Raw genomic sequence first — 21,175 nt, 5'->3', positions numbered from 1 at the left:
ACCCCACACCCCGCCCTCCTTCGGCACCGGTTCGCTCTCCCGGGCCGCGGCCCTGATCCACACCCTCGTCACCGTCGAGGCCCTGTTCCTGGTCGCCGCCTCCCCGGGACTCGCGAGCCTGCTCCTGCTGGGCCCCGCCCCCGCCAACCTCCCGCTCGCCGCCGTGTGCCTGCTGCCCCTCGGCCCGGCCACGGCCGCCGCCCTGTACGCCCTCCACCACCGCGACCGCGACCTCACCGACCTCCACCCCGCCCGCTCCTACTGGCGCGGCTGGCGGCTCAACGCGGTCCCCGCCCTGAAGCTGTGGACACCCCTGCTGGCCTGGCTCACGGTCATCGCCTTCACCCTCACCCACTTCGCCGCCACCGGCCTGCCCGCCTGGTGGGCCGTGCTGCTCGCGGCCGTCGGCGTCGGTTCCCTCGTGTGGGGCGCGCATGCGCTCGTCCTGACCTCCCTGTTCGTGTTCCGGGCGAGGGACACCGCGCGCCTCGCCGGCTACTTCCTGTTCCGGCACCGCCGCGCCGGCCTCGGCGCCGCCTCGCTGCTCGTCCTGACGGCAACCGGGACCGCCGCGCTGACCGAGGCCCTGCCCGCCCTGCTGGCCGCCCCGATGCTGCTGTCCCTGCTGAACAGCAGCCGCCCGGTGATCGCCGAGACCCAGGAGGACTTCACCGCATGACCCCGTCGGGCTCCAAGATCCCCTATGGCGGCGACTACAACCCCGAGCAGTGGCCGCAGGAGGTCTGGGACGCCGACCACCGGCTGTTCACCCGGGCCGGCATCGACACCCTCACCGTGGGCGTCTTCTCCTGGTCCCTCACCCAACCCTGCGAGGACACCTACGACTTCACCGTCCTCGACCGCGTCCTGGAGCGGGCGGCCGCCGAGAACCGGCAGGTCTGCCTGGCCACCGGCACGGCAGCCCTCCCGCCCTGGCTCGCGCACAGGTACCCCGAGGTCAACCGCACCGACTTCGAGGGCCGCCGGCACCGTTACGGACAGCGCCACAACTTCTGCCCCGGTTCACCGGCGTACCGCCGGCTCGCCGCGATGGCGGCCCGGCTCGCCGAACGGTACGCGGACCACCCCGCGCTGCTGGCCTGGCACGTCAACAACGAGTACGGCGGCTTCTGCTACTGCGACCTGTGCGCCGACGCCTTCCGGGACTGGCTGCGGGACAGGTACGGCACGCTCGACGCCCTCAACGACGCCTGGTGGACGGCCTTCTGGTCGCACCGCTACACCGACTTCGCGCAGATCGAGCCGCCGAGCGCCCTCACCGAGCACTGGCGGGGCCCCGACCACACCGCCTTCCAGGGCATCACGCTCGACTGGTTCCGCTTCACCACCGACGCGATGCTCGGCTGCTTCCTGGCCGAGAAGGAGGCGATCCGCTCCCATGACCCGGTCACCCCCGTCACGACCAACTTCATGGGCATGTTCCGCCCCCTCGACTACCACCGCTGGGCACCCCACCTCGACTTCGCCTCCTGGGACAGCTACCCGCCCCTCGACGCCCCGCCGACCTGGCCCGCCCTGGCCCACGACCTGATGCGCGGCCTCAAGGACGGCGCCCCCTTCTGGCTGATGGAGCAGACCCCGTCCACGACGGCCTGCCGTGACGTCAACCCGCTGCGCAGGCCGGGGGAGCTGCGGCTGGCCACCTTCCAGGCGATCGCGCACGGCGCCGACGCGGCCCTGTACTTCCAGCTGCGCGCCTCCCGGGGGGCCTGCGAGAAGTACCACGGGGCGGTCATCGGCCACGCGGGCCGCGACGACACCCGGGTCTTCCGGGAAGTGGCCGCGATCGGCGCGGAGCTGGAGCTCCTCGGCGGCGCCTCCCTGGGCGCCCGCACCCCCGCCCGCACCGCCCTGGTCTTCGACTGGGACAGCTGGTGGGCCCTGGAGATCTCCGACGGCCCGTCCCGACTGGTCAGGTACCAGGACGTGGTCCACGCCTACTACCGGGCCGCCCGCGAGGCGGGCGCCGACGTGGACGTCGTGCCCCACACCGCCGACCTCACCCCGTACGACGTGGTCCTCGCCCCCGCCCTGCACATGGTCAAGGGCGACCTCGCCGCCCGTCTCGAAGCGGTGGCGGAACGCGGCGGCACGGTCCTCGCCACCTTCCTCTCCGGCCGCGTCGACGCACACGACCGGGCCTTCCTCACCGACGTGCCCGGCCCCCTCGCGCCCCTGATGGGGATCCGGATCGACGAATGGGACGCCCGGCCGCCGGAGTTCGCCCAGCCCGTCCCCGAACTCGCCTCACAGGGACGGCTCGTCTTCGAGATCGTGCGCCCGCGGGGCGCCGAGACCGTCGCCACCTACGGCGCCGACTTCTACGCGGGGACGCCCGCCGTCACCCGCAACGCCCTCGGGCGGGGCGAGGGCTGGTACGTCGCCACCGCCCTCGACCAGCCCGGCGTCGACCAGGTGGTCCGCCGTGTCCTGGCCCGCCACGATCTCGTCGGCCCGTACGCCGGCCACGCGGGCCTGGAGACGGCCACCCGGGTCGCCCCCGACGGCACCCGCCTGCTCTTCCTCCTCAACCACTCCGACACGGCAACGGAGTTGAGGGCGCACGCCTCCGCCACCGACCTGCTCACCGGCAGACGGACAACGGCCGGCGCCCCTCTCCTCCTCGACCCGGGCGGCGTGGCGGTCCTCCGGCTTCAGTAGATCGTGCGCCCCCGCTCGTCCGGCACGCCCGACTTCCGGAAGAAGTAGCTGTTCACCTGGTCACGCCACTCGCGGGCACTACGGAGCTGCTCCTCGAAGCGCTCCGTCACCCGCGCGTGGCGCTCCGGGTCCACGAGACCCGCCAGTGAGGCCCACACCTCCCGGGCCGCCTCCACCTCCGCCACACCCTCGAAATGCGTGTCGTAGATGTGCTGGATCACCGTCTTCCCGCTGTGCAGCACGTGCCCGTACGACACGTGGTGGAAGAACAGCAGCAGCTCGTCCGGGCAGGTCTCCACCGACTCGTACAGCTCGGCCCAGGGCTTGGCGTACTGCCCCGCGTACCCGGTCCCGCCCGCCACGCTCCGGTCGACACCGACGCCGTCACGGTCGGCGAAGTGGTAGGTGCCCCAGGGGCTGTACTCGTAACCGTCGACGCTCGGCCCGTAGTGGTGCCCCGGCTGGACCATGAACCCGACGCCGAGGGGAGCGGTGTACTTCTCGTACGTCCGCCACGACCCGCCCAGGATCGCGCGCAGACCCGCGGTGAGCCGGGGCTCGCCGCCGAAGGTGAGCCCGATCCATTCGTCGAGGACCCGGCCCGGATCGGCGTCCGGCTCCCAGGCCAGCCGCCCGAAGGTGTACAGGTTCGCCTGGGCCAGCGGATGACCGGTCCAGAAGGGGTCGTCCCCGACGTTGGACACGGCGACGAGCCCACCGCGCGCCAGCTCGCCGACCGTGGACCCGCCGTCGATCCGGAAGCGCAGCACCTCGCTCCACATCGGCCCCAGCCAGCACACGTGCCGCTGCTGACCGGTGTACTCCTGCGTCGCCTGGAACTCCACCGCCAGACGCGTGCCCGGCATCGCCCCGATCAGCGGGGAGACCGGCTCCCGCACCTGGAAGTCCATCGGTCCGTGCTTGACCTGGAGGACGGCGTTGTCCGCGAACTCCCCGTCCAGCGGCACGAAATGGTCGTAGGCGGCCCGCGCCCGGTCGGTCGAGCGGTCCCGCCAGTCCTGGCGGTGGTCGTAGACGAAGGCCCGCCAGTGGACCGTACCGACGTACGGCTCCAGGGCGGCGGCCAGCATGCCGGCCCCGTGGGCGTGGGTGCGCCCGTACGCGAACGGGCCCGGCTGCCCCTCGGAGTCGGCCTTGACCACGAACCCGCCGAAGTCGGGGATCGCCGCGTACACCCGGGCGGTCGCCTCCGCCCACCACGCCCGCACCGACGCGTCCAGCGGATCGGCCGTGGACAGCCCGCCCAGCACCATCGGCGCGGCGAAGGTCACCGACAGATGGACGCGGATCCCGTACGGCCGCAACGCCCCCGCGAGGTCGGCCACTTCACCGATCCGGTCGGTCAGCAGCCGCGCCTCGGCCGCGTGCACGTTGACGTTGTTGACGGCCACGGCGTTGATCCCGCAGGCGGCGAGCAGCCTGCCGTACGCCCGCACCCGCTCCAGGTCCCCGCGCGCCCGCCCGTCCGCCCAGAACAGCGATCCGCCGGCGTACCCGCGCTCCACCTGGCCCATCACCGGGTGCACGGCCACGTTGTCCCAGTGGTCGAGCATGCGCAGGGCAGACCGGGGCCGATGGGCGACAGGGCGGGCCTCGCCGTGGAACGCCGCCTCCCCGAGCCGTACGACGTGGAAGAAGCCGTACAGCAGCCCGCGTGCGGCCGCAGGCGAACCCCTCGCCGTCGTCGTCCCCGGTCAGCTCCAGGACGAGGTCGGGGTCCTCGCGCACGACCGCGCCCCCGAACCGCTCGCAGGCCGCGGCCACCTCACCGCGGACCGTGTCCACCAGGGGACCCGAGCCGCGGATCAGGGTCCGCCGGGTGCCGATCGGCCGGAACGCCCGCTCCGGCAGCCAGGCCGGATCGACACCCTGCATGGGACCCCCAACACGTCTGCTCAGGCGAGCAGTTCGACTTCGGCGACCACCGCCTCACCGTCGAGCACGAGACGGTACTTCCCGTACGTACCCGCGGACCTCACGGAGAACGCCCGGGTCTGCCTGTCCCACGCGAAGGTCTCCCCGGACCGCCGGTCCAGGGTCTTCCACGTGGTCCCGTCGTCCGACCCCTGGAGCGTCCAGCCGGTCGGCGCCTTCGTACGGTCCGACGACGAGGTCAGCGTGTACTGGACCCCCTTGACCGCGCCGGACACCGGAAGGTCCACCGAGGTCACGGCCGCGTCCGTGGCCGACGTGTCGTCGAACAGCGCCCCGTCACCGGAGAGCACGTCCGCACGCGGCGTCGGCACCTCGTCGTCCTGGGTGATCGACACGGGGGCCGCGTTCTTCCCCGTGCCCCACTTGGACGGCCGGGGGCCCATGTCGAAGTCGAGGACCGCACCCTTGGCCAGGACCGAGTGGGGGAGCGAAGTCGACCTCCAGGGCTTGCCGTTGACCCTCAGGCCCTGCACGTACACGTTCCGCGCACTGTTCTCCGGCGCCCTGACCACCAGGTCCCGGCCGTTCTCCAGATGGACCGTGGCCTTGGTGAACAGCGGGGAGCCGACGGCGTATTCGCCGCTGCCCATCACCAGCGGGTAGAAGCCCAGTGCCGAGAACAGGTACCAGGCCGACTGCTCGCCGTTGTCCTCGTCACCGTGGTAGCCCTGCCCGATCTCGCTGCCGACGTACAGCCGCGACAGCACCTCACGGACGTTCTTCTGCGTCTTCCACGGCTGGCCGGCCGCGTCGTACATGTAGTTGACGTGGTGGGCGACCTGGTTGGAGTGGCCGTACATGCCCATCCGGACGTCCCGCGCCTCGGTCATCTCGTGGATGACCCCGCCGTAGGAGCCGACGAACTCCGGCGAGGCCGTCTCGGGCGTCGCGAAGTACTCGTCCAGCTTCTCGGCGAGCCCGGAGCGGCCGCCGTACAGGTTGGCGAGGCCCCGGCTGTCCTGCGGGGCGGTGAAGGCGTACCCCCAGCCGTTGGTCTCGGTGTAGTCGTAGCCCCACACGCGCGGGTCGTACTTCGAGGACTCGACGCGCCACTCACCCGTCCTGTCGCGGCCCTGGAAGAAACCGGCCTTGGAGTCGAAGAGGTTCACATAGTCCCGGGCCCGGTTGAGGAAGTACTCCGACTCCTCCTTGTAGCGCTTCTCACCGGTCTTCGCGTAGAGCGCCTGGCCCATCCGCGCGATGCCGTAGTCGTTGAGGTACCCCTCCAGTGCCCAGGACAGGCCCTCGTGGGTGTCGGTGCTGGTGTAGCCGAGGAAGGGCGAGGTCTCCATGCCCTTGCGGCCCACACCGGAGGACGGCGGCGCGACCGTGGCGTTCTTCAGGGCCGCGTCGTACGCCGACTTCGCGTCGAAGTCGACGCCCTTGACGTACGCGTCCGCGAAGGCCACGTCCGAGGACGTGCCGGTCATCAGGTCGGCGTAGCCGGGGGAGGACCAGCGCGAGGTCCAGCCGCCGTCCTTGTACTGCTGGACGAAGCCGTCGACCATCTCGCCCGCCTGGGACGGCGTCAGCAGCGAGTACGCCGGCCACGTGGTCCGATAGGTGTCCCAGAAGCCGTTGTTGACGTACACCTTGCCGTCCACGATCTTCGCCCCGGTGTGCGTCGGGGTGTCGGGGGACGGCATCGGGGAGAACGGGGACGCGTACTGGTACTTCGAACCCACCTTCTCGAAACCGGAGTTGGGGTACAGGTACAGCCGGTACAGGCTGGAGTACAGCGTGGTCAGCTGGTCCTGCGTGGCGCCCTCCACCTCGACCTTGCCGAGGATCCGGTCCCACTGCCCGCGGGCGAGGTCCCGGACCTTCTCGAAGGACGTGCCCTCCGGGATCTCCTGGCGCAGGTTGTCCTTGGCCTGGTCGAGGCTGATCAGCGAGGTCGCGAGCCGCAGCGTGACGGTCCGGTCGTCGCCGGCGTCGAAGCGCAGGTATCCCTTGACCCCGCTCGACGATCCGTCCGTCACCGGCTTGTCGAAGACGCCGTAGACGAAGAGCCGGGTGGCCCCGGTCGACAGCCCGGACTTCACGTCCGAGTACCCGGTGATCACCCCCGCGTCCTTGTCGAGCGAGAGCCCCGCCTGGTCCGTGACGTTGTCGAACAGGACGCTCGCGTCGTCACCGGGGAAGCTGAAGCGCAGGGCCGCCGCGTGGTCGGTCGGCGCCATCTCCGCCTTCAGCCCGTTCTCGAACCGCACCCCGTAGTAGTACGGCCGCGCGGTCTCGTTCTCGTGCCGGAACGCCAGCTCGCGTGCCTCCCGGCCGGTGTCCGGGGTACCGGCGGCGGCCGACGGCATCACCTGGAAGGTCTGCCGGTCGCCCATCCACGGGCTGGGCTCGTGGCTCGCGCTGAACGCCTGGATCGTCGGCAGGTTGTCGTCGTTGTTCGCACGCGCGTAGTCGTACAGCCAGCTCAGCGAGGACGCGTTGGTCACCGGCGTCCAGAAGTTGAAGCCGTGCGGCACGGCCGTCGCCGGGAAGTTGTTGCCGCGCGAGAAGCCGCCGCTGGAGTTGGTGCCCCGGGTGGTCAGCGCGTAGTCGGACAGGTGCGCCCTGGGCTTCTCGGGCGCGGCCCGCTCCAGTGTGATGTCGTCCAGCCAGCCCCGGAACTTCGCGGGCCCGCTCGGGGAGTCGTAGGCGACGAGGATCCGGTCGACGGTCTTCCCCGCCGCGACCGACCCGATCCGCGCGATCACGTTGTTCCACTGGTTGACGTAGAGCGTCTTCGAGGCGCCCTGCCCGCGCGGCGAGAGCTCGAATCCGTGCTGGTCACGCGCCCCGAGCCGGCTCAGGAACGTGCCGTCGGTGAAGGCGAGGTCCACCGACACGTTGGTCGAGTCGTAGTCCCGGTCGCCGTCCACCATCGACGGGTAGATTCGGTACGACAGCCGGGTCAGCCGGTCGACCCGCACGTTCACGTCGAAGATCTTGTTGTACGAGTACGCCCGCCCCTCGGCCGTGTGCCGTCCGGCGTAACGCAGGGACTTCTTTCCGGTGAATCCCGCGGCCGCCTTGGCGGTGGGCGATCCGGTCGGGCTGCGGTCGACGAGGGACAGCATGTCCGGGGGCACCGGTCCCTCGTTCTCGCCCGTGGAGAGCTGGAGGTCGGCGAGCTGGAGGATCCCGGAGGCGCCGTTGTTCTTCGTGATCTCCAGCCGGAAGTGCTGATACTCGGCGACGGCGTCCGCCGGGATGTCGTACGGCTTCGTCTGGAACCGCTCGGCGAAGGTCTCGCCCGTCCTGGTGTCGAGGGTCTTCCAGTCCTTGCCGTCGGTGGAGCCCTTGAGCGTCCAGTCCCTCGGGTCGCGCTCGGCGAAGTCGTTGGCCGAGGTGAGCGCGTAGGTGACCGCCTTCACCGGCTTGTCCAGGTCGAACTCCGCCCAGCCGGTGGACGCGAAGGCCAGCCACTTGGTGCCCGGCTCGCTGTCGGCGAGGTTCTCCTTCACCTCGCCACCGGAGGCGTTCTCGGCGCTCGCCCGGACGTCGGTGACCCGGTCGGTGACATTGCCCGGGATACCGGTGCGGTAACCGCCGTCGACGCCGGACGCCCTGCCGCCGTCGACCGTGCTGAGCCAGTCGGGAGCCGGCTCTCCCGCCTCGAAGGAGGAGGCGAACCCCTCGTCGGCCGGGGCGGGAGCCTCGGGCAGGGCGACCGCCGCGCCCTGCGATCCCACCGTCACGCAAAAGGCGGCCGTGATCACGACCGCCGTACTCCGTCTGAGCCGAGTTCTGTACCGATCCATCGGCGAGTACCCTCCCTGCACAAGGACGGACAACGTTGTCACACAATCCATGCAAGGATCAGTAGGGGCCCAAGTGGACAGTGATGTCAAGGGCGTTGGGTGCGGCATTCGGGGCCTATGTCGCGGATTTTTCCGGCAAGCTTCGCACAGGGCGCTCATATTTCCGCGAGGTCTCAACTCGAAAACACCCAAGACCAACATTGCATTCGATCTTGCTCACTCGGCCGGAAGTGGACTATACCTGTCGGCGATTCACCCCACTTGCACGAACCTCCTGCACGAACCTGCTTGACCTGACCGCGGTGCCGGGGAGGATCCGGTTCACCGCCTGAGTCCTGGAGAAGGCGAGGACTTGAGCATGGGATCCACTTCCGCAGACAGCCACGGTGACGCGGGTGTCGGCCGCCGCGATCTGATCAAGCGGTCCGCCGCACTCGGACTGGCCGCCGTTCCCGCGACCGGTTTCCTGTCCGCCTGCGCGAGCGGCGGCGGCGACGATTCGAGTGACGACAGCACCAAGGGCACCACCTCGAAGGACAACCCCTTCGGCGCGGCGAAGGGCAGCAAGCTCGACGTCGTGATCTTCAAGGGCGGCTACGGCGACGACTACGCCAAGGCGTGGGAGGCCGACTTCCAGAAGAAGCTCGGGATCACCTCCACCCACACCGGCACCCAGGAGATCACCGGAAAGCTCCAGCCGCGCTTCAACGCGGGCAACCCGCCGGACATCGTCGACGACTCCGGCGCCCAGCAGATCAAGGTCGACGTCCTCTACAAGAACGGGCAGCTGCTCGACCTCGCCGAGGTCCTGGACGCGCCCGCCATCGACGACCCGAGCAAGAAGGTCCGCGACCTGATCATCCCGGGGACCCTCGACGCGGGCCTCCAGGGCGGCAAGGTCGTCGCCCTCAACTACATCTACACCGTCTGGGGCCTGTGGTACTCCGGCAAGCTCTTCAAGGAGAAGGGCTGGGAGGAGCCCAAGACCTGGGACGACTTCCTCGCCGTGTGCCAGGACGCCAAGAAGCAGGGCATCGGCGGCCTCGCCCACCAGGGCAAGTACCCGTACTACATCAACGTCGCCATCATGGACCTGATCGCCAAGAAGGGCGGTCTGGACGCCATGAAGGCGATCGACAACCTCGACCCGAAGGCCTTCGTCGGCTCCGACGCGGCCCAGGCCGGTGTCGAGGCGATCTACGAGGTGGTGGAGAAGGGCCTGTTGATGCCGGGCACCAACGGCCTCACCCACACCGAGTCGCAGACCCGCTGGAACCAGTACAAGGCCGCCTTCATCACCTGCGGTTCCTGGCTGGAGAACGAGCAGCTCAAGCAGACGCCCGCGGACTTCGACATGAAGTTCATGCCGATGCCGCTGCTGCCCGACAGCGCGCTGCCCTTCGAGGCGATCCGGGCCGGCTCCGGCGAGCCCTTCATCATCCCGGCCAAGGCCAAGAACCTGCCGGGCGCCAAGGAGTTCATGCGCCGCATGCTCTCCAAGGAGTGGTCGACGCTCTTCGCCAAGGAGGCCAACTCCCTCACCATCCTCAAGGACGGCGTGGACCCGAGCGTGAAGCTGCGCCCCGGCACCCAGTCCACCGTCGAGGCGTCCAAGGCGGCCGGTGACGACACCTTCCGTTACCTGTACACCGAGTGGTACAGCGAGATGGGAGCGGCGATCGAGGCCGCGTCCAACGAGCTGATGGCCAAGCGCATCCAGCCGAAGGAGTGGCTGAAGCGGGCCCAGGCCGCGGTCGACAAGCAGGCCAAGGACCCGGCCTCCAAGAAGAACCACCGGGACTGACCGCAACGCCGTTTCCCGGGCCGGAGCACTCCGGCCCGGGAAGGGACACCAGGGGCAGGAATCGCCAATGCGCAAAGGGCAGTACAGGTTCGTCGGGGGATTTCTCTTCGCTCCCGTGGCGCTCTATCTGATCTTCGTGATCTGGCCCTACATCCAGACGATCGGCTATTCGCTGACCGACTGGAAGGGGCAGTCGCAGACGTTCAAGTTCATCGGCCTGGACAACTACAAGGCGCTGTTCCAGGACGACGTCTTCATGCAGGCCATCTGGCACAACATCCTGTTCCTGATCTTCATCCCGGTGATCACCATTCTGCTCGCCCTGTTCTTCGCGTTCATGCTGAACGCGGGCGGCCGCAGCAAGGCCGGCGGGGTGCGGGGAGTCGCCGGATCGCAGTTCTACAAAGTCGTCTACTTCTTTCCCCAGGTGCTGTCGCTGGCGATCGTCGCCGTGCTGTTCAACGCGGTGTACCGCAGTGACGGCGGCGGTCTCCTCAACGGATTCCTGATCAAACTCGGCCTGGTCGACGCCGGGAATCCGATGGAATGGCTCAACGAGCCCGATCTGGTGCTGTGGATGCTGGTCATCGCCGTGGTCTGGCACGGCGTCGGCTTCTACCTGGTGCTGTTCTCGGCCGCCATGCAGTCGATCCCGAAGGACATCTACGAGGCCGCGCTCATCGACGGCGCGGGCCGCAACCAGTCCTTCTTCCGCATCACCCTGCCGCTGCTGTGGGACACCGTGCAGACCGCCTGGGTCTATCTGGGCATCGTCGCGATGGACATGTTCGTGCTGGTGTCGTCGATGACCCAGAACATGGGCGCCTACGGCGGCGGCCCCGACCATCACAGCGACGTGATGTCGACGGTGATGATGCGCAACTTCCAGTACTTCGGCAAGAGCGGATACGCCTGTGCGATGGGCGTCGTCATGCTGCTGCTCACCCTGGTCCTGTCCGTGGTCATGCTGCGTGCCACCCGCCGCGACCGCGTCGAGTTCTGAGCGGGAGAGATACGACGATGAGCGCACCCATCAAGGAGACCGCCGCCGTCCCGGCCCAGCGGACCCCGGGCACCGCCCCGGTCCGCCCCGGCAGCGAACGCAGCGAGGGCGTCGTCCTGAACGCCTTCTCGCACGGCTTCCTCGCCCTGTGGGCCCTGCTGATCGTGCTGCCACTGCTGTGGCTGGTGCTCAGCTCCTTCAAGACCGACGCCCAGATCGGCGGCTCGGCGTTCGGCTGGCCGCAGAACTGGTCCCTGGACGTCTTCGGGCGGGCCTGGGACAAGGGCATCGGCGACTACTTCCTGAACACCGTCATCGTGCTGGTCTTCTCGGTACCGCTGACGATGCTGCTCGGCTCCATGGCCGCCTACGTCCTGGCCCGCTACGAGTTCTGGGGCAACAGGTTCCTGTACTTCTTCTTCGTCGCGGGCGCGATGTTCCCGGTGTTCCTGGCCCTGGTCCCGCTGTTCTTCATGGTGAAGCGGCTGGACATGCTGAACACCTACCAGGGGCTGATCCTGGTGTACGTCGCCTACTCGATGCCGTTCACGGTGTTCTTCATGCACGCGTTCTTCCGGACGCTGCCCACGGCCGTGTTCGAGGCGGCGGTCCTCGACGGCGCCTCGCACACCCGCACCTTCTTCCAGGTGATGCTGCCGATGGCGAAGCCCGGACTGATCAGCGTCGGCATCTTCAACACCCTCGGCCAGTGGAACCAGTTCATCCTGCCCACGGTGCTGATGCAGCCGCAGAGCGGCGACGATCCGGAGCGCTACGTGCTCACCCAGGGACTGATCCAGCTCCAGCAGCAGATGGGGTACGCCTCGGACCTGCCCGTGCTGTTCGCCGGGGTGACCATCGCGATGATCCCCATGCTGGTGGTGTACCTGTCCTTCCAGCGCCAGGTGCAGGCGGGCCTGACGTCGGCGACCCTGAAGTAGCGCTCCGCGAGCGCACGGCGGCGCACCGTTCCCGGCTTCGGTGACGGTGCGCTCACGTGTGCCCTACGCCCCGGATACTGTTCAACCTCTTGACGGGAGGCGACCCGAACGGCTCAGCTTAGAGTTCACTAGTTGGACATAGACGGGGCCTCATCGCTGCGGTCCCGCGCGCAGGAGGTCGTCGTGGAGACTCCGGGGTCGCAGTCGTCGCTGCACCGAGCCAACCTGGAGCGGGTCGTGCGGGCCGTCCGGCTGGCCGGGTCGCTCACCCAGGCGGAGATCGCACGGACCACGGGACTGTCCGCCGCGACCGTCTCCAACATCGTCCGTGAGCTCAAGGACGGCGGAACCGTCGAGGTCACACCCACTTCGGCGGGTGGTCGGCGGGCCCGCGCGGTCTCCCTGAGCGGAGACGCGGGCATCGTCATAGGAGTGGACTTCGGGCACACCCATTTGCGCGTCGCGGTCGGGAACCTCGCGCACCAGGTGCTCGCCGAGGAGTCCGAGCCGCTGGACGTGGACGCCTCCTCCAGTCAGGGCTTCGACCGGGCGGAGCAGCTCGTCACCCGGCTGATCGAGGCGACCGGCGTGGACCGCTCGAAGATCGCCGGGGTGGGCCTCGGCGTGCCCGGGCCGATCGACGTGGAGTCCGGCTCCCTGGGCTCCTCCGCCATCCTGCCGGGCTGGATCGGCACCAAGCCCGCCGAGGAGCTCCAGGAACGGCTCGGCGTGCCCGTCCACGTGGACAACGACGCCAATCTCGGCGCCCTCGGCGAGCTGGTCTGGGGCAGCGGCCGGGGGGTGCGCGACCTGGCGTACATCAAGGTCGCGAGCGGTGTCGGCGCCGGTCTGGTGATCAGCGGCAAGATCTACCGGGGCCCGGGTGGCACAGCGGGAGAAATCGGGCATATTACTCTTGATGAGTCCGGCCCCGTCTGCCGCTGCGGCAACCGTGGCTGCCTGGAGACGTTTGCGGCCGCGCGCTATGTGCTGCCGCTGCTCCAGTCCAGCCACGGCACCGATCTCACCATGGAAGGCGTTGTTCGACTCGCACGGGACGGAGACCCTGGCTGCCGTCGGGTGATCGCCGACGTCGGCCGACACATCGGCAGTGGAGTCGCCAATCTCTGCAACTTGCTGAACCCGAGCCGAGTCGTCCTGGGCGGTGATCTCGCCGAGGCCGGTGAGCTGGTGCTCGGACCGATCCGGGAGTCGGTCGGCCGCTACGCGATCCCCAGTGCGGCACGTCAACTGTCCGTGCTTCCAGGGGCACTTGGAGGTCGTGCGGAGGTGCTCGGAGCACTCGCCCTCGCCCTCAGCGAGATGGGTGATTCGACCCTTTTGGACAGCACGCTGCATGCTGCGGCGCCTGCGTTCACTTAGAGAACGCACGACGTCGTTGCCATCTCGTTAAGTATTTACTTCTTGACGTCGCACGTGTGGCCGAGTTGACTTCCAGCCACCTCGGCCGCAACGACGCGGCCTCGTCAGGGAGGTTTCTCAAGTGAACACGCTCATGCGTCGTGCCGCCGTGTCCGTAGCGATCTCGGCCCTCGCCGTCTCGGTCGCCGCCTGTGGCAAGGCCGGCGACGACGACAACGGCAGTGACAGCAGCAGCTCCGGCGCCGGCGGCAAGTCCATCGGCCTGCTCCTGCCCGACAACGTCACCGCGCGGTACGAGAAGTTCGACAAGCCGTACTTCGAGGCGAAGGTCAAGGAGCTGTGCAGCGACTGCACCGTCTCCTACGCCAACGCCGCGGCCGACCCGGCCAAGCAGGCCCAGCAGATGAGCAGCATGGTGACCAAGGGCGTCAAGGTCATCGTCGTCTCCGCCCAGGACTCCGCCGCCATCAAGTCCTCCATCGCCTCCGCGGTGAGCAAGGGCGTCAAGGTCGTCGCGTACGACCGCCTGGCCCAGGGCCCGGTCTCCGCGTACGTCTCCTTCGACAACGTCAAGGTCGGCGAGCTCCAGGGCCAGGCCCTGCTCGACGCCCTCGGCTCCAAGGCGACCCCCAAGGCCAACGTCGTCATGATCAACGGTGACGAGGCCGACCCGAACGCCGCGCAGTTCAAGGAAGGCGCGCACAAGGTCCTCGACGGCAAGGTCAAGATCGCCTACGAGCAGTCCGGCCTGTGGAAGGACACCGTCGCCGCGCAGAAGATGTCCGCGGCCATCACGCAGCTCGGTGCCAAGAACATCGCGGGCGTCTACGCCGCCAACGACGGCATGGCCGGTGGTATCGCCAACACCCTCAAGGGCGCCGGCATCAGCAACATCCCGCTGACCGGTCAGGACGCCGAGCTCGCCGCCATCCAGCGGATCGTCGCCGGCACCCAGTCGGCCACCATCTACAAGCCCTACAAGGGCGAGGCCGACAACGCCGCCGAGCTCGCGGTCAACCTGCTCCAGGGCAAGGACATCAAGTCCCTCGCCGACACCGAGGTCACCAGCGGCTCCGGCGACAAGGTCCAGGCGAAGCTCCTGACCCCGGTCTCGGTCACCGTGAAGAACATCAAGGACACGGTCGTCAAGGACGGTCTGTACACCGTCGCCGACATCTGCACCGCGGACTACGCGGCCGCGTGCAAGAAGGCCGGCCTCCAGTAGGTCCCGCTGAGCCACCGGGGCGAGTCCTTCGAGGGACCTGCCCCGGCAGGCAGGCACAGAGCCTGTCCGGCGCCCGCACCGCCTTCATACCCCGCTGCGGGGCGGGCGCCGGACGGAAGCACGACGGACGCAGCCGTTGCCAAGAGGCACCGGCCGCGCGCATGTTCGACTAGTAAATCCGTGCTCACGACACAACTCGTCAGTCGAGTGCTACGAGCCTGAGTGTCCCGAGCACAACCCCTCCGCGCCTTACCCCAAGCGCGGCATCCCCGCCGGTCAGGCGGCGAAGGAGATGGTTCACGTGTCCGCTACGCCCGTGCTGGCGTTGCGCGGAGTCTCCAAGCGATTCGGTGCGGTGCAGGCCCTCACCGATGTCGAACTGGAGGTCCACGCCGGAGAAGTGGTCGCCCTGGTCGGCGACAACGGCGCCGGAAAGTCCACGCTGGTCAAGACGATCGCCGGTGTCCACCCCATCGATGAGGGTGTCATCGAGTGGGAGGGCAACCCGGTCAGCATCAACAAGCCGCACGACGCCCAGGGACTCGGCGTCGCGACGGTCTACCAGGACCTCGCCCTCTGCGACAACCTCGACGTGGTCGGCAACCTCTACCTCGGACGCGAGCTGCTGCACCGCGGCATCATCGACGAGGTCACGATGGAGCAGAAGGCCCGCGAGCTGCTGTCCACGCTCTCCATCCGCATCCCGAGCGTCCGCATCCCGATCGCGAGTCTGTCCGGCGGTCAGCGCCAGGTCGTCGCCATCGCGCGCGCCCTGATCGGCGACCCCAAGGTCGTCATCCTGGACGAGCCCACCGCCGCCCTCGGTGTCGAGCAGACCGCGCAGGTCCTCGACCTCGTCGAGCGGCTGCGCGAGCGCAACCTCGGCGTCATCCTCATCAGCCACAACATGGCCGACGTGAAGGCGGTCGCCGACACGGTCGCCGTGCTGCGTCTGGGCAGGAACAACGGCTCCTTCCCGGTGAAGGACACCAGTCAGGAAGAGATCATCTCCGCCATCACCGGTGCCACGGACAACGCCGTGACCCGTCGTGCGGGGCGTCGCAGCACGGAGGCCGCGAAGTGAGCGACACATCCAAGGTTTCCAAGGCGGACGCGGCGAAGGGGCAGCAGTCCACCGTCGCCCCCGCCGACGACCCCACCGCCGCGTCGATCGCCGTCGTCGATCCCCGGCTGCTGGTCCGTGAAGAGGGCTTCAAGGGCTACTGGACCGAGTTCACGCGCAAGGTCAAGGGCGGTGAGCTGGGCTCCCTGCCGGTGGTGATCGGTCTCATCATCATCTGGACGATCTTCCAGCTCCAGAACGACCGCTTCCTGAGCGCCGACAACCTCTCCAACATCAGCTACTACCTGTCGGCCACCGGCATGCTCGCCATCGGCCTGGTGTTCGTCCTGCTGCTCGGTGAGATCGACCTGTCGGTCGGCTCGGTCAGCGGTCTGGCGTCCACCCTGTTCGCGGTGTTCGTCGTCGAACACGGCGTGAACCCCTGGCTGTCGCTGGTCCTGGCGGTCATCACCGGTATCGCCGTCGGTGCCCTGCACGGCTGGTTCTTCGCGAAGATCGGTGTGCCGGCGTTCGTCGTCACCCTGGCCGGCTTCCTCGGCTGGAACGGTCTGATGCTGTGGCTGCTGGGCTCCAGCGGCACCATCAACATCCCGTCCGACTCCGGTCCGGTCCACCTGCTGGGCCAGAACTCGTTCTTCATGGACCAGGCCATCATCGGCGCGTACCTGCTGGCCGGTCTCGGTGTCGTCCTGACACTCGTCGGGAACTTCGGCGAGCAGCGCCGCCGCAAGGCCGCGGGCGTGCCCTTCCGGCCGACCAGCGAGATCCTGGTGCGCGTCGGCGCGCTCGCGGTGGCGTCCTTCGTCACGGCGGCGGTGCTGAACGACTCCGCCGGTGTCACCAACTCCCTGGTGATCTTCCTGGCCGCCCTGGTGATCGTGGACTTCGTGCTGCGTCGCACCACGTACGGCCGCAAGGTCTTCGCGGTCGGCGGCGGCATCGAGGCGGCCCGTCGTGCCGGTATCAACGTGCCGATGATCCGGATCACCGTGTTCGCCATCTCCGGCGGCTTCGCGGCGATCGGCGGCATGTTCTTCGCCGGTCAGACCGCCAGCGCCACGCTGAGCGCCGGTGGCGGCAACACCCTGATGCTCGCCATCGCGGCGGCCGTCATCGGTGGTACCTCGCTGTTCGGCGGCCGCGGCTCCGTGTGGTCCGCGCTGCTGGGCATGCTGGTCATCCAGTCGATCCAGACGGGTCTGGACCTGCTGAACATGAACCAGTCCATCCAGTACATGATCACCGGTGGTGTTCTGCTGGGCGCGGTCGTCATCGACTCGGTGTCCCGAAAGTCTCAGAAGGCCGCCGGTCGCGGATAACACCGCAGGGGAGCGCCCCTCCAGCTCGATCGTCTTGCCCGGCACCCGCGAGGTGCCGGGCAAGACTGTTCTCGTAGAACATTAGACTCGACACGCCCGGCAAAGCTCGATCAGCTCTAAGCAAGGAGGCACGGGTGCCGCTGCTGACCCGTATCAGGGGACCGCGCGATCTGGACCGGCTCAGCCTTGAGGAGCTGGACCAGCTGGCGGAGGAGATCAGGAGCTTCCTCGTCGGCGCCGTCTCCAAGACCGGCGGCCACCTCGGCCCCAACCTCGGTGTGGTCGAGCTGACCATCGCGCTGCACCGGGTCTTCGACTCGCCCAAGGACCGGGTGCTCTTCGACACAGGGCACCAGGCGTACGTGCACAAGCTGCTCACCGGCCGCCACGACTTCTCGAAGCTGCGCTCCAAGGGCGGCCTGTCCGGCTACCCCTCGCGCGCCGAGTCCGAGCACGACGTCATCGAGAACAGCCACGCCTCCACGGTCCTCGGCTGGGCCGACGGGCTCGCCAAGGCCAACCAGGTGCTCAAACGGGACGACCACGTCGTCGCCGTCATCGGTGACGGCGCCCTGACCGGCGGTATGGCCTGGGAGGCGCTGAACAACATCGCCGACGCCAAGGACCGTCCGCTCGTCATCGTCGTCAACGACAACGAGCGCTCCTACGCGCCGACCATCGGCGGCCTCGCGAACCATCTGGCGACCCTGCGCACCACCGACGGCTACGAGCGCTTCCTGGCCCGCGGCAAGGACCTCCTGGAGCGCACCCCGGTCGTCGGCCGCCCGCTCTACGAGACCCTGCACGGCGCCAAGAAGGGCCTCAAGGACTTCATCGCGCCCCAGGGCATGTTCGAGGACCTCGGCCTGAAGTACGTCGGCCCCATCGACGGCCATGACATCGAGGCGCTGGAGTCGGCGCTGGCCCGCGCCAAGCGGTTCAACGGCCCGGTGATCGTGCACTGCCTCACCGAGAAGGGCCGCGGCTACGAGCCCGCCGAGCAGGACGAGGCCGACCGCTTCCACGGCATCGGCCCCATCCACCCCGACACCGGCCTGCCCATCAAGGCCGCCGCCGCGAGCTGGACCTCGGTCTTCGGCGACGAGATGGTCAAGCTGGGCCAGGAGCGCGAGGACATCGTCGCCATCACCGCGGCCATGCTCCAGCCGGTCGGCCTGAAGAAGTTCGCGGACACCTTCCCGGACCGCATCTACGACGTCGGCATCGCCGAACAGCACGCCGCCGTCTCCGCGGCGGGCCTCGCGACCGGTGGACTGCACCCCGTCTTCGCCGTCTACGCCACCTTCCTCAACCGCGCCTTCGACCAGGTCCTCATGGACGTCGCCCTGCACAAGTGCGGGGTGACCTTCGTCCTCGACCGGGCCGGCGTCACCGGCGACGACGGCGCCTCGCACAACGGCATGTGGGACATGTCGATGCTCCAGGTCGTGCCCACGCTCCGGCTCGCCGCCCCGCGCGACGCCGAGCAGCTGCGCGCCCAGCTGCGCGAGGCCGTCCAGGTCGAGGACGCGCCGACCGTGCTGCGCTACTCCAAGGGCGTCGTCGGCCCCGCCGTACCCGCGGTGGGCACCGTCGGCTCCATGGACGTCCTGCGCGAACCCGGCACCGACACGCCCGACGTGCTCCTCGTCTCCGTCGGTGCCCTCGCCCCGATGTGCCTGGAGATCGCCGCCCTCCTCGACAAGCAGGGCATCTCCACCACCGTCGTCGACCCGCGCTGGGTCAAGCCCGTCGACGAGGCCATGGCCCCGCTCGCGGAGCGGCACCGCGTGGTCGTCACCGTCGAGGACAACAGCCGCGTCGGCGGGGTCGGCTCGGCGATCGCGCAGGCCCTGCGCGACGCGGGCGTCGACGTCCCGCTGCGCGACTTCGGCATCCCGCCGCGCTTCCTCGACCACGCCTCCCGCGCCGAGATCATGGCGGAGATCGGGCTCACCGCCCCCGACATCGCCCGGCAGGTCACCGGCCTCGTCTCCAAGCTCGACGGCCGGTACGACAGCGCCCCGGCCGAGGCGCAGCCCGCCCGCGACTGACGCCCCGGTACCGCCGAACGGGCCGGTCACGCCACTCTTGACAGTGGTGTGACCGGCCCGTTCGCGTGAATCCCGCCGTGCCGGGGCATACGACCTACGCCCCCTCTCGATCATGTCGAGGACGACACAGCGTGGGAGGTCCCGTGAGCAGCACCCTCTTCCGGACGAAGAAGGTCGAGCAGTCCATCCTCGATACCGAGGAGCCAGAGCACGCGCTCAAGAAGTCCTTGTCCGCGCTGGATCTGACCGTCTTCGGCGTCGGTGTCATCATCGGCACCGGCATCTTCGTCCTGACCGGCACCGTCGCCAAGAACAACGCCGGTCCGGCGGTCGCCCTGGCCTTCGTCGTGGCCGGCGTCGTCTGCGCGCTCGCCGCGCTCTGCTACGCCGAGTTCGCCTCCACCGTCCCGGTGGCCGGCTCGGCGTACACCTTCAGCTACGCCTCCCTCGGCGAACTGCCCGCCTGGATCATCGGCTGGGACCTGGTCCTGGAGTTCGCGCTGGGCACGGCGGTGGTGTCCGTCGGCTGGTCCGGATACATCGCCTCGCTGCTGGACAACGCGGGCTGGCACTTGCCGGCCGCCCTCGGCAGCCGGGACGGGGCCGACGGCTTCGGCTTCGACATCCTGGCCGCCGCGCTCGTCCTGGTGCTCACCGGCATCCTCGTGCTCGGCACCAAGCTCTCCGCGCGCGTGACCTCGCTCGTCGTGGCCGTCAAGGTCACGGTCGTGCTGACCGTGATCATCGCCGGTGCCTTCTTCGTCAAGGGCGACAACTACGACCCGTTCGTCCCGAAGGCCCAGGACGTGCCGGCCGGTGACAGTCTCCAGTCGCCGCTGATCCAGCTCATGTTCGGCTGGGCGCCCTCCAACTTCGGCGTGATGGGCATCTTCACCGCCGCCTCCGTCGTCTTCTTCGCCTTCATCGGCTTCGACGTCGTCGCCACGGCCGCCGAGGAGACCAGGAACCCGCAGCGCGACATGCCCCGCGGCATCCTCGGCTCCCTCCTCATCTGCACCACCCTCTACGTGGCCGTGTCGATCGTCGTGACCGGCATGCAGAAGTACACGGACCTGTCGATCACGGCCCCGCTCGCGGACGCCTTCAAGGCCACCGGACACCCCTGGTTCGCGGGCTTCATCAGCTTCGGCGCGGCGGTCGGCCTCACGACGGTGTGCATGATCCTGCTGCTGGGCCAGACCCGGGTCTTCTTCGCGATGAGCCGCGACGGACTGCTGCCCACGTTCTTCTCCCACGTCCACCCGAAGTTCCGCACCCCGCACCGCCCGACGATCCTGCTCGGCGTGATCATCGCGATCGTCGCCGGCTTCACACCCCTGAGCGAGCTCGCCGAACTGGTCAACATCGGCACCCTGTTCGCGTTCGTGGTCGTCGCCATCGGCGTGATCATCCTCCGCAAGTCCCGCCCCGACCTGCCCCGGGCCTTCCGCACCCCGTGGGTGCCGGTCATCCCGATCCTGTCGGTGGCGGCCTCCCTCTGGCTGATGCTCAACCTGCCGGCGGAGACGTGGCTGCGGTTCGCCGTCTGGATGGTGCTCGGCTTCGCGGTGTACTTCCTGTACGGACGCACGCACAGCCGCCTGAACCAGCGGGCGGAGACGGAGTAACTCCCGGGTCCGTTGTCGGCTGCGGGCCGGTTGGGGCCGGTCGCGCAGTTCCCCGCGCCCCTGAGTGGGTTACAGCTCGGCATGCCTGGACTGCACCCACCCAGGGGCGCGGGGAACTGCGCGGTCAGCCCCCACGGGCCCGCAGCCGAACGACGACGCTCAGGGACGAACCGTCCGCGGCCCCGCCACCTCCGCCCCCAACTCACCGACCCTGCGCCGCAGTTCACGGTCCGCCGTCACGACCAGCACCCGACGCTCACCGGCCGAGGCCACCAGCTCCACCATGTGGTCGTCCCCGCTCCCCGGAGCCGACTCCACCCGCACCCCAGGCACGGAGG

General features: G+C 69.1%; 12 protein-coding genes and 2 pseudogenes. 11 read left to right on the top strand and 3 right to left on the bottom strand.

The genetic code is table 11. The features are described 5' to 3' along the window. The coding region (locus AOJ26_RS15715; protein WP_053848900.1) for a DUF624 domain-containing protein at window positions 1–679 on the top strand (679 nt) is incomplete at its 5' end. Beyond that, the gene (locus AOJ26_RS15710) at window positions 676–2,682 is read left to right on the top strand and encodes a beta-galactosidase (RefSeq protein ID WP_053848899.1); all 2,007 of its coding nucleotides are present in this window, start codon (window positions 676–678) and stop codon (window positions 2,680–2,682) included. The genes AOJ26_RS15715 and AOJ26_RS15710, both read left to right, overlap by 4 nt. Here the strand turns inward: AOJ26_RS15710 and AOJ26_RS15705 are convergent. Next, window positions 2,676–4,578: pseudogene (locus AOJ26_RS15705) on the bottom strand (alpha-glucuronidase). The gene AOJ26_RS15710 and the pseudogene AOJ26_RS15705 overlap by 7 nt on opposite strands. A gap of 20 nt (window positions 4,579–4,598) precedes the next feature. Continuing rightward, entirely contained in the window at window positions 4,599–8,333 is a 3,735-nt protein-coding gene (locus AOJ26_RS15700; RefSeq protein WP_053848902.1) for a GH92 family glycosyl hydrolase, read from the bottom strand. A gap of 421 nt (window positions 8,334–8,754) precedes the next feature. Here AOJ26_RS15700 and ngcE point away from each other — a divergent pair, with 421 nt between their 5' ends. The 9 genes from ngcE (at window position 8,755) to AOJ26_RS15655 (ending at window position 20,837) form a co-directional block, all read left to right on the top strand. Then, a complete protein-coding gene (gene ngcE / locus AOJ26_RS15695; protein ID WP_053848898.1) occupies window positions 8,755–10,200 on the top strand; it encodes an N-acetylglucosamine/diacetylchitobiose ABC transporter substrate-binding protein in 1,446 nt (481 codons plus the stop codon). Window positions 10,201–10,267: 67 nt separating this feature from the next. Further along, window positions 10,268–11,203 (top strand): carbohydrate ABC transporter permease, encoded by a 936-nt coding sequence (locus AOJ26_RS15690; RefSeq protein ID WP_053848897.1) that lies wholly within the window; start codon window positions 10,268–10,270, stop codon window positions 11,201–11,203. A gap of 17 nt (window positions 11,204–11,220) precedes the next feature. Next, a complete protein-coding gene (locus tag AOJ26_RS15685) occupies window positions 11,221–12,144 on the top strand; it encodes a carbohydrate ABC transporter permease (protein WP_053848896.1) in 924 nt (307 codons plus the stop codon). 183 nt (window positions 12,145–12,327) lie between these two features. Continuing rightward, a complete protein-coding gene (locus tag AOJ26_RS15680; protein WP_053848895.1) occupies window positions 12,328–13,527 on the top strand; it encodes an ROK family transcriptional regulator in 1,200 nt (399 codons plus the stop codon). Window positions 13,528–13,660: 133 nt separating this feature from the next. Beyond that, entirely contained in the window at window positions 13,661–14,752 is a 1,092-nt protein-coding gene (locus tag AOJ26_RS15675; protein ID WP_053848901.1) for a sugar ABC transporter substrate-binding protein, read from the top strand. 292 nt (window positions 14,753–15,044) lie between these two features. Then, a complete protein-coding gene (locus AOJ26_RS15670; protein WP_078959909.1) occupies window positions 15,045–15,836 on the top strand; it encodes an ATP-binding cassette domain-containing protein in 792 nt (263 codons plus the stop codon). Further along, on the top strand, window positions 15,833–17,155 hold the full coding sequence (locus tag AOJ26_RS15665) for a sugar ABC transporter permease (protein WP_053848893.1): 1,323 nt from the start codon (window positions 15,833–15,835) through the stop codon (window positions 17,153–17,155). Before AOJ26_RS15670 ends, AOJ26_RS15665 begins: the two co-directional genes overlap by 4 nt. Before the next feature lie 134 nt (window positions 17,156–17,289). Then, entirely contained in the window at window positions 17,290–19,209 is a 1,920-nt protein-coding gene (gene dxs / locus AOJ26_RS15660) for a 1-deoxy-D-xylulose-5-phosphate synthase (RefSeq protein ID WP_053848892.1), read from the top strand. Window positions 19,210–19,352: 143 nt separating this feature from the next. Further along, window positions 19,353–20,837: an amino acid permease gene (locus AOJ26_RS15655; protein WP_053848891.1), complete on the top strand. Its 1,485-nt coding sequence runs from the start codon at window positions 19,353–19,355 to the stop codon at window positions 20,835–20,837. Between the two features lie 159 nt (window positions 20,838–20,996). On the opposite strand, the pseudogene AOJ26_RS15650 reads toward AOJ26_RS15655, so the two are convergent. Further along, window positions 20,997–21,175, bottom strand: a pseudogene (locus tag AOJ26_RS15650) (NTP pyrophosphohydrolase); the annotation flags it as partial.

The organism is Streptomyces sp. NRRL B-24085 (assembly GCF_001282115.1).
Taxonomy (GTDB): domain Bacteria; phylum Actinomycetota; class Actinomycetes; order Streptomycetales; family Streptomycetaceae; genus Streptomyces.
This window is presented reverse-complemented; position numbering and strand designations above follow the sequence as displayed.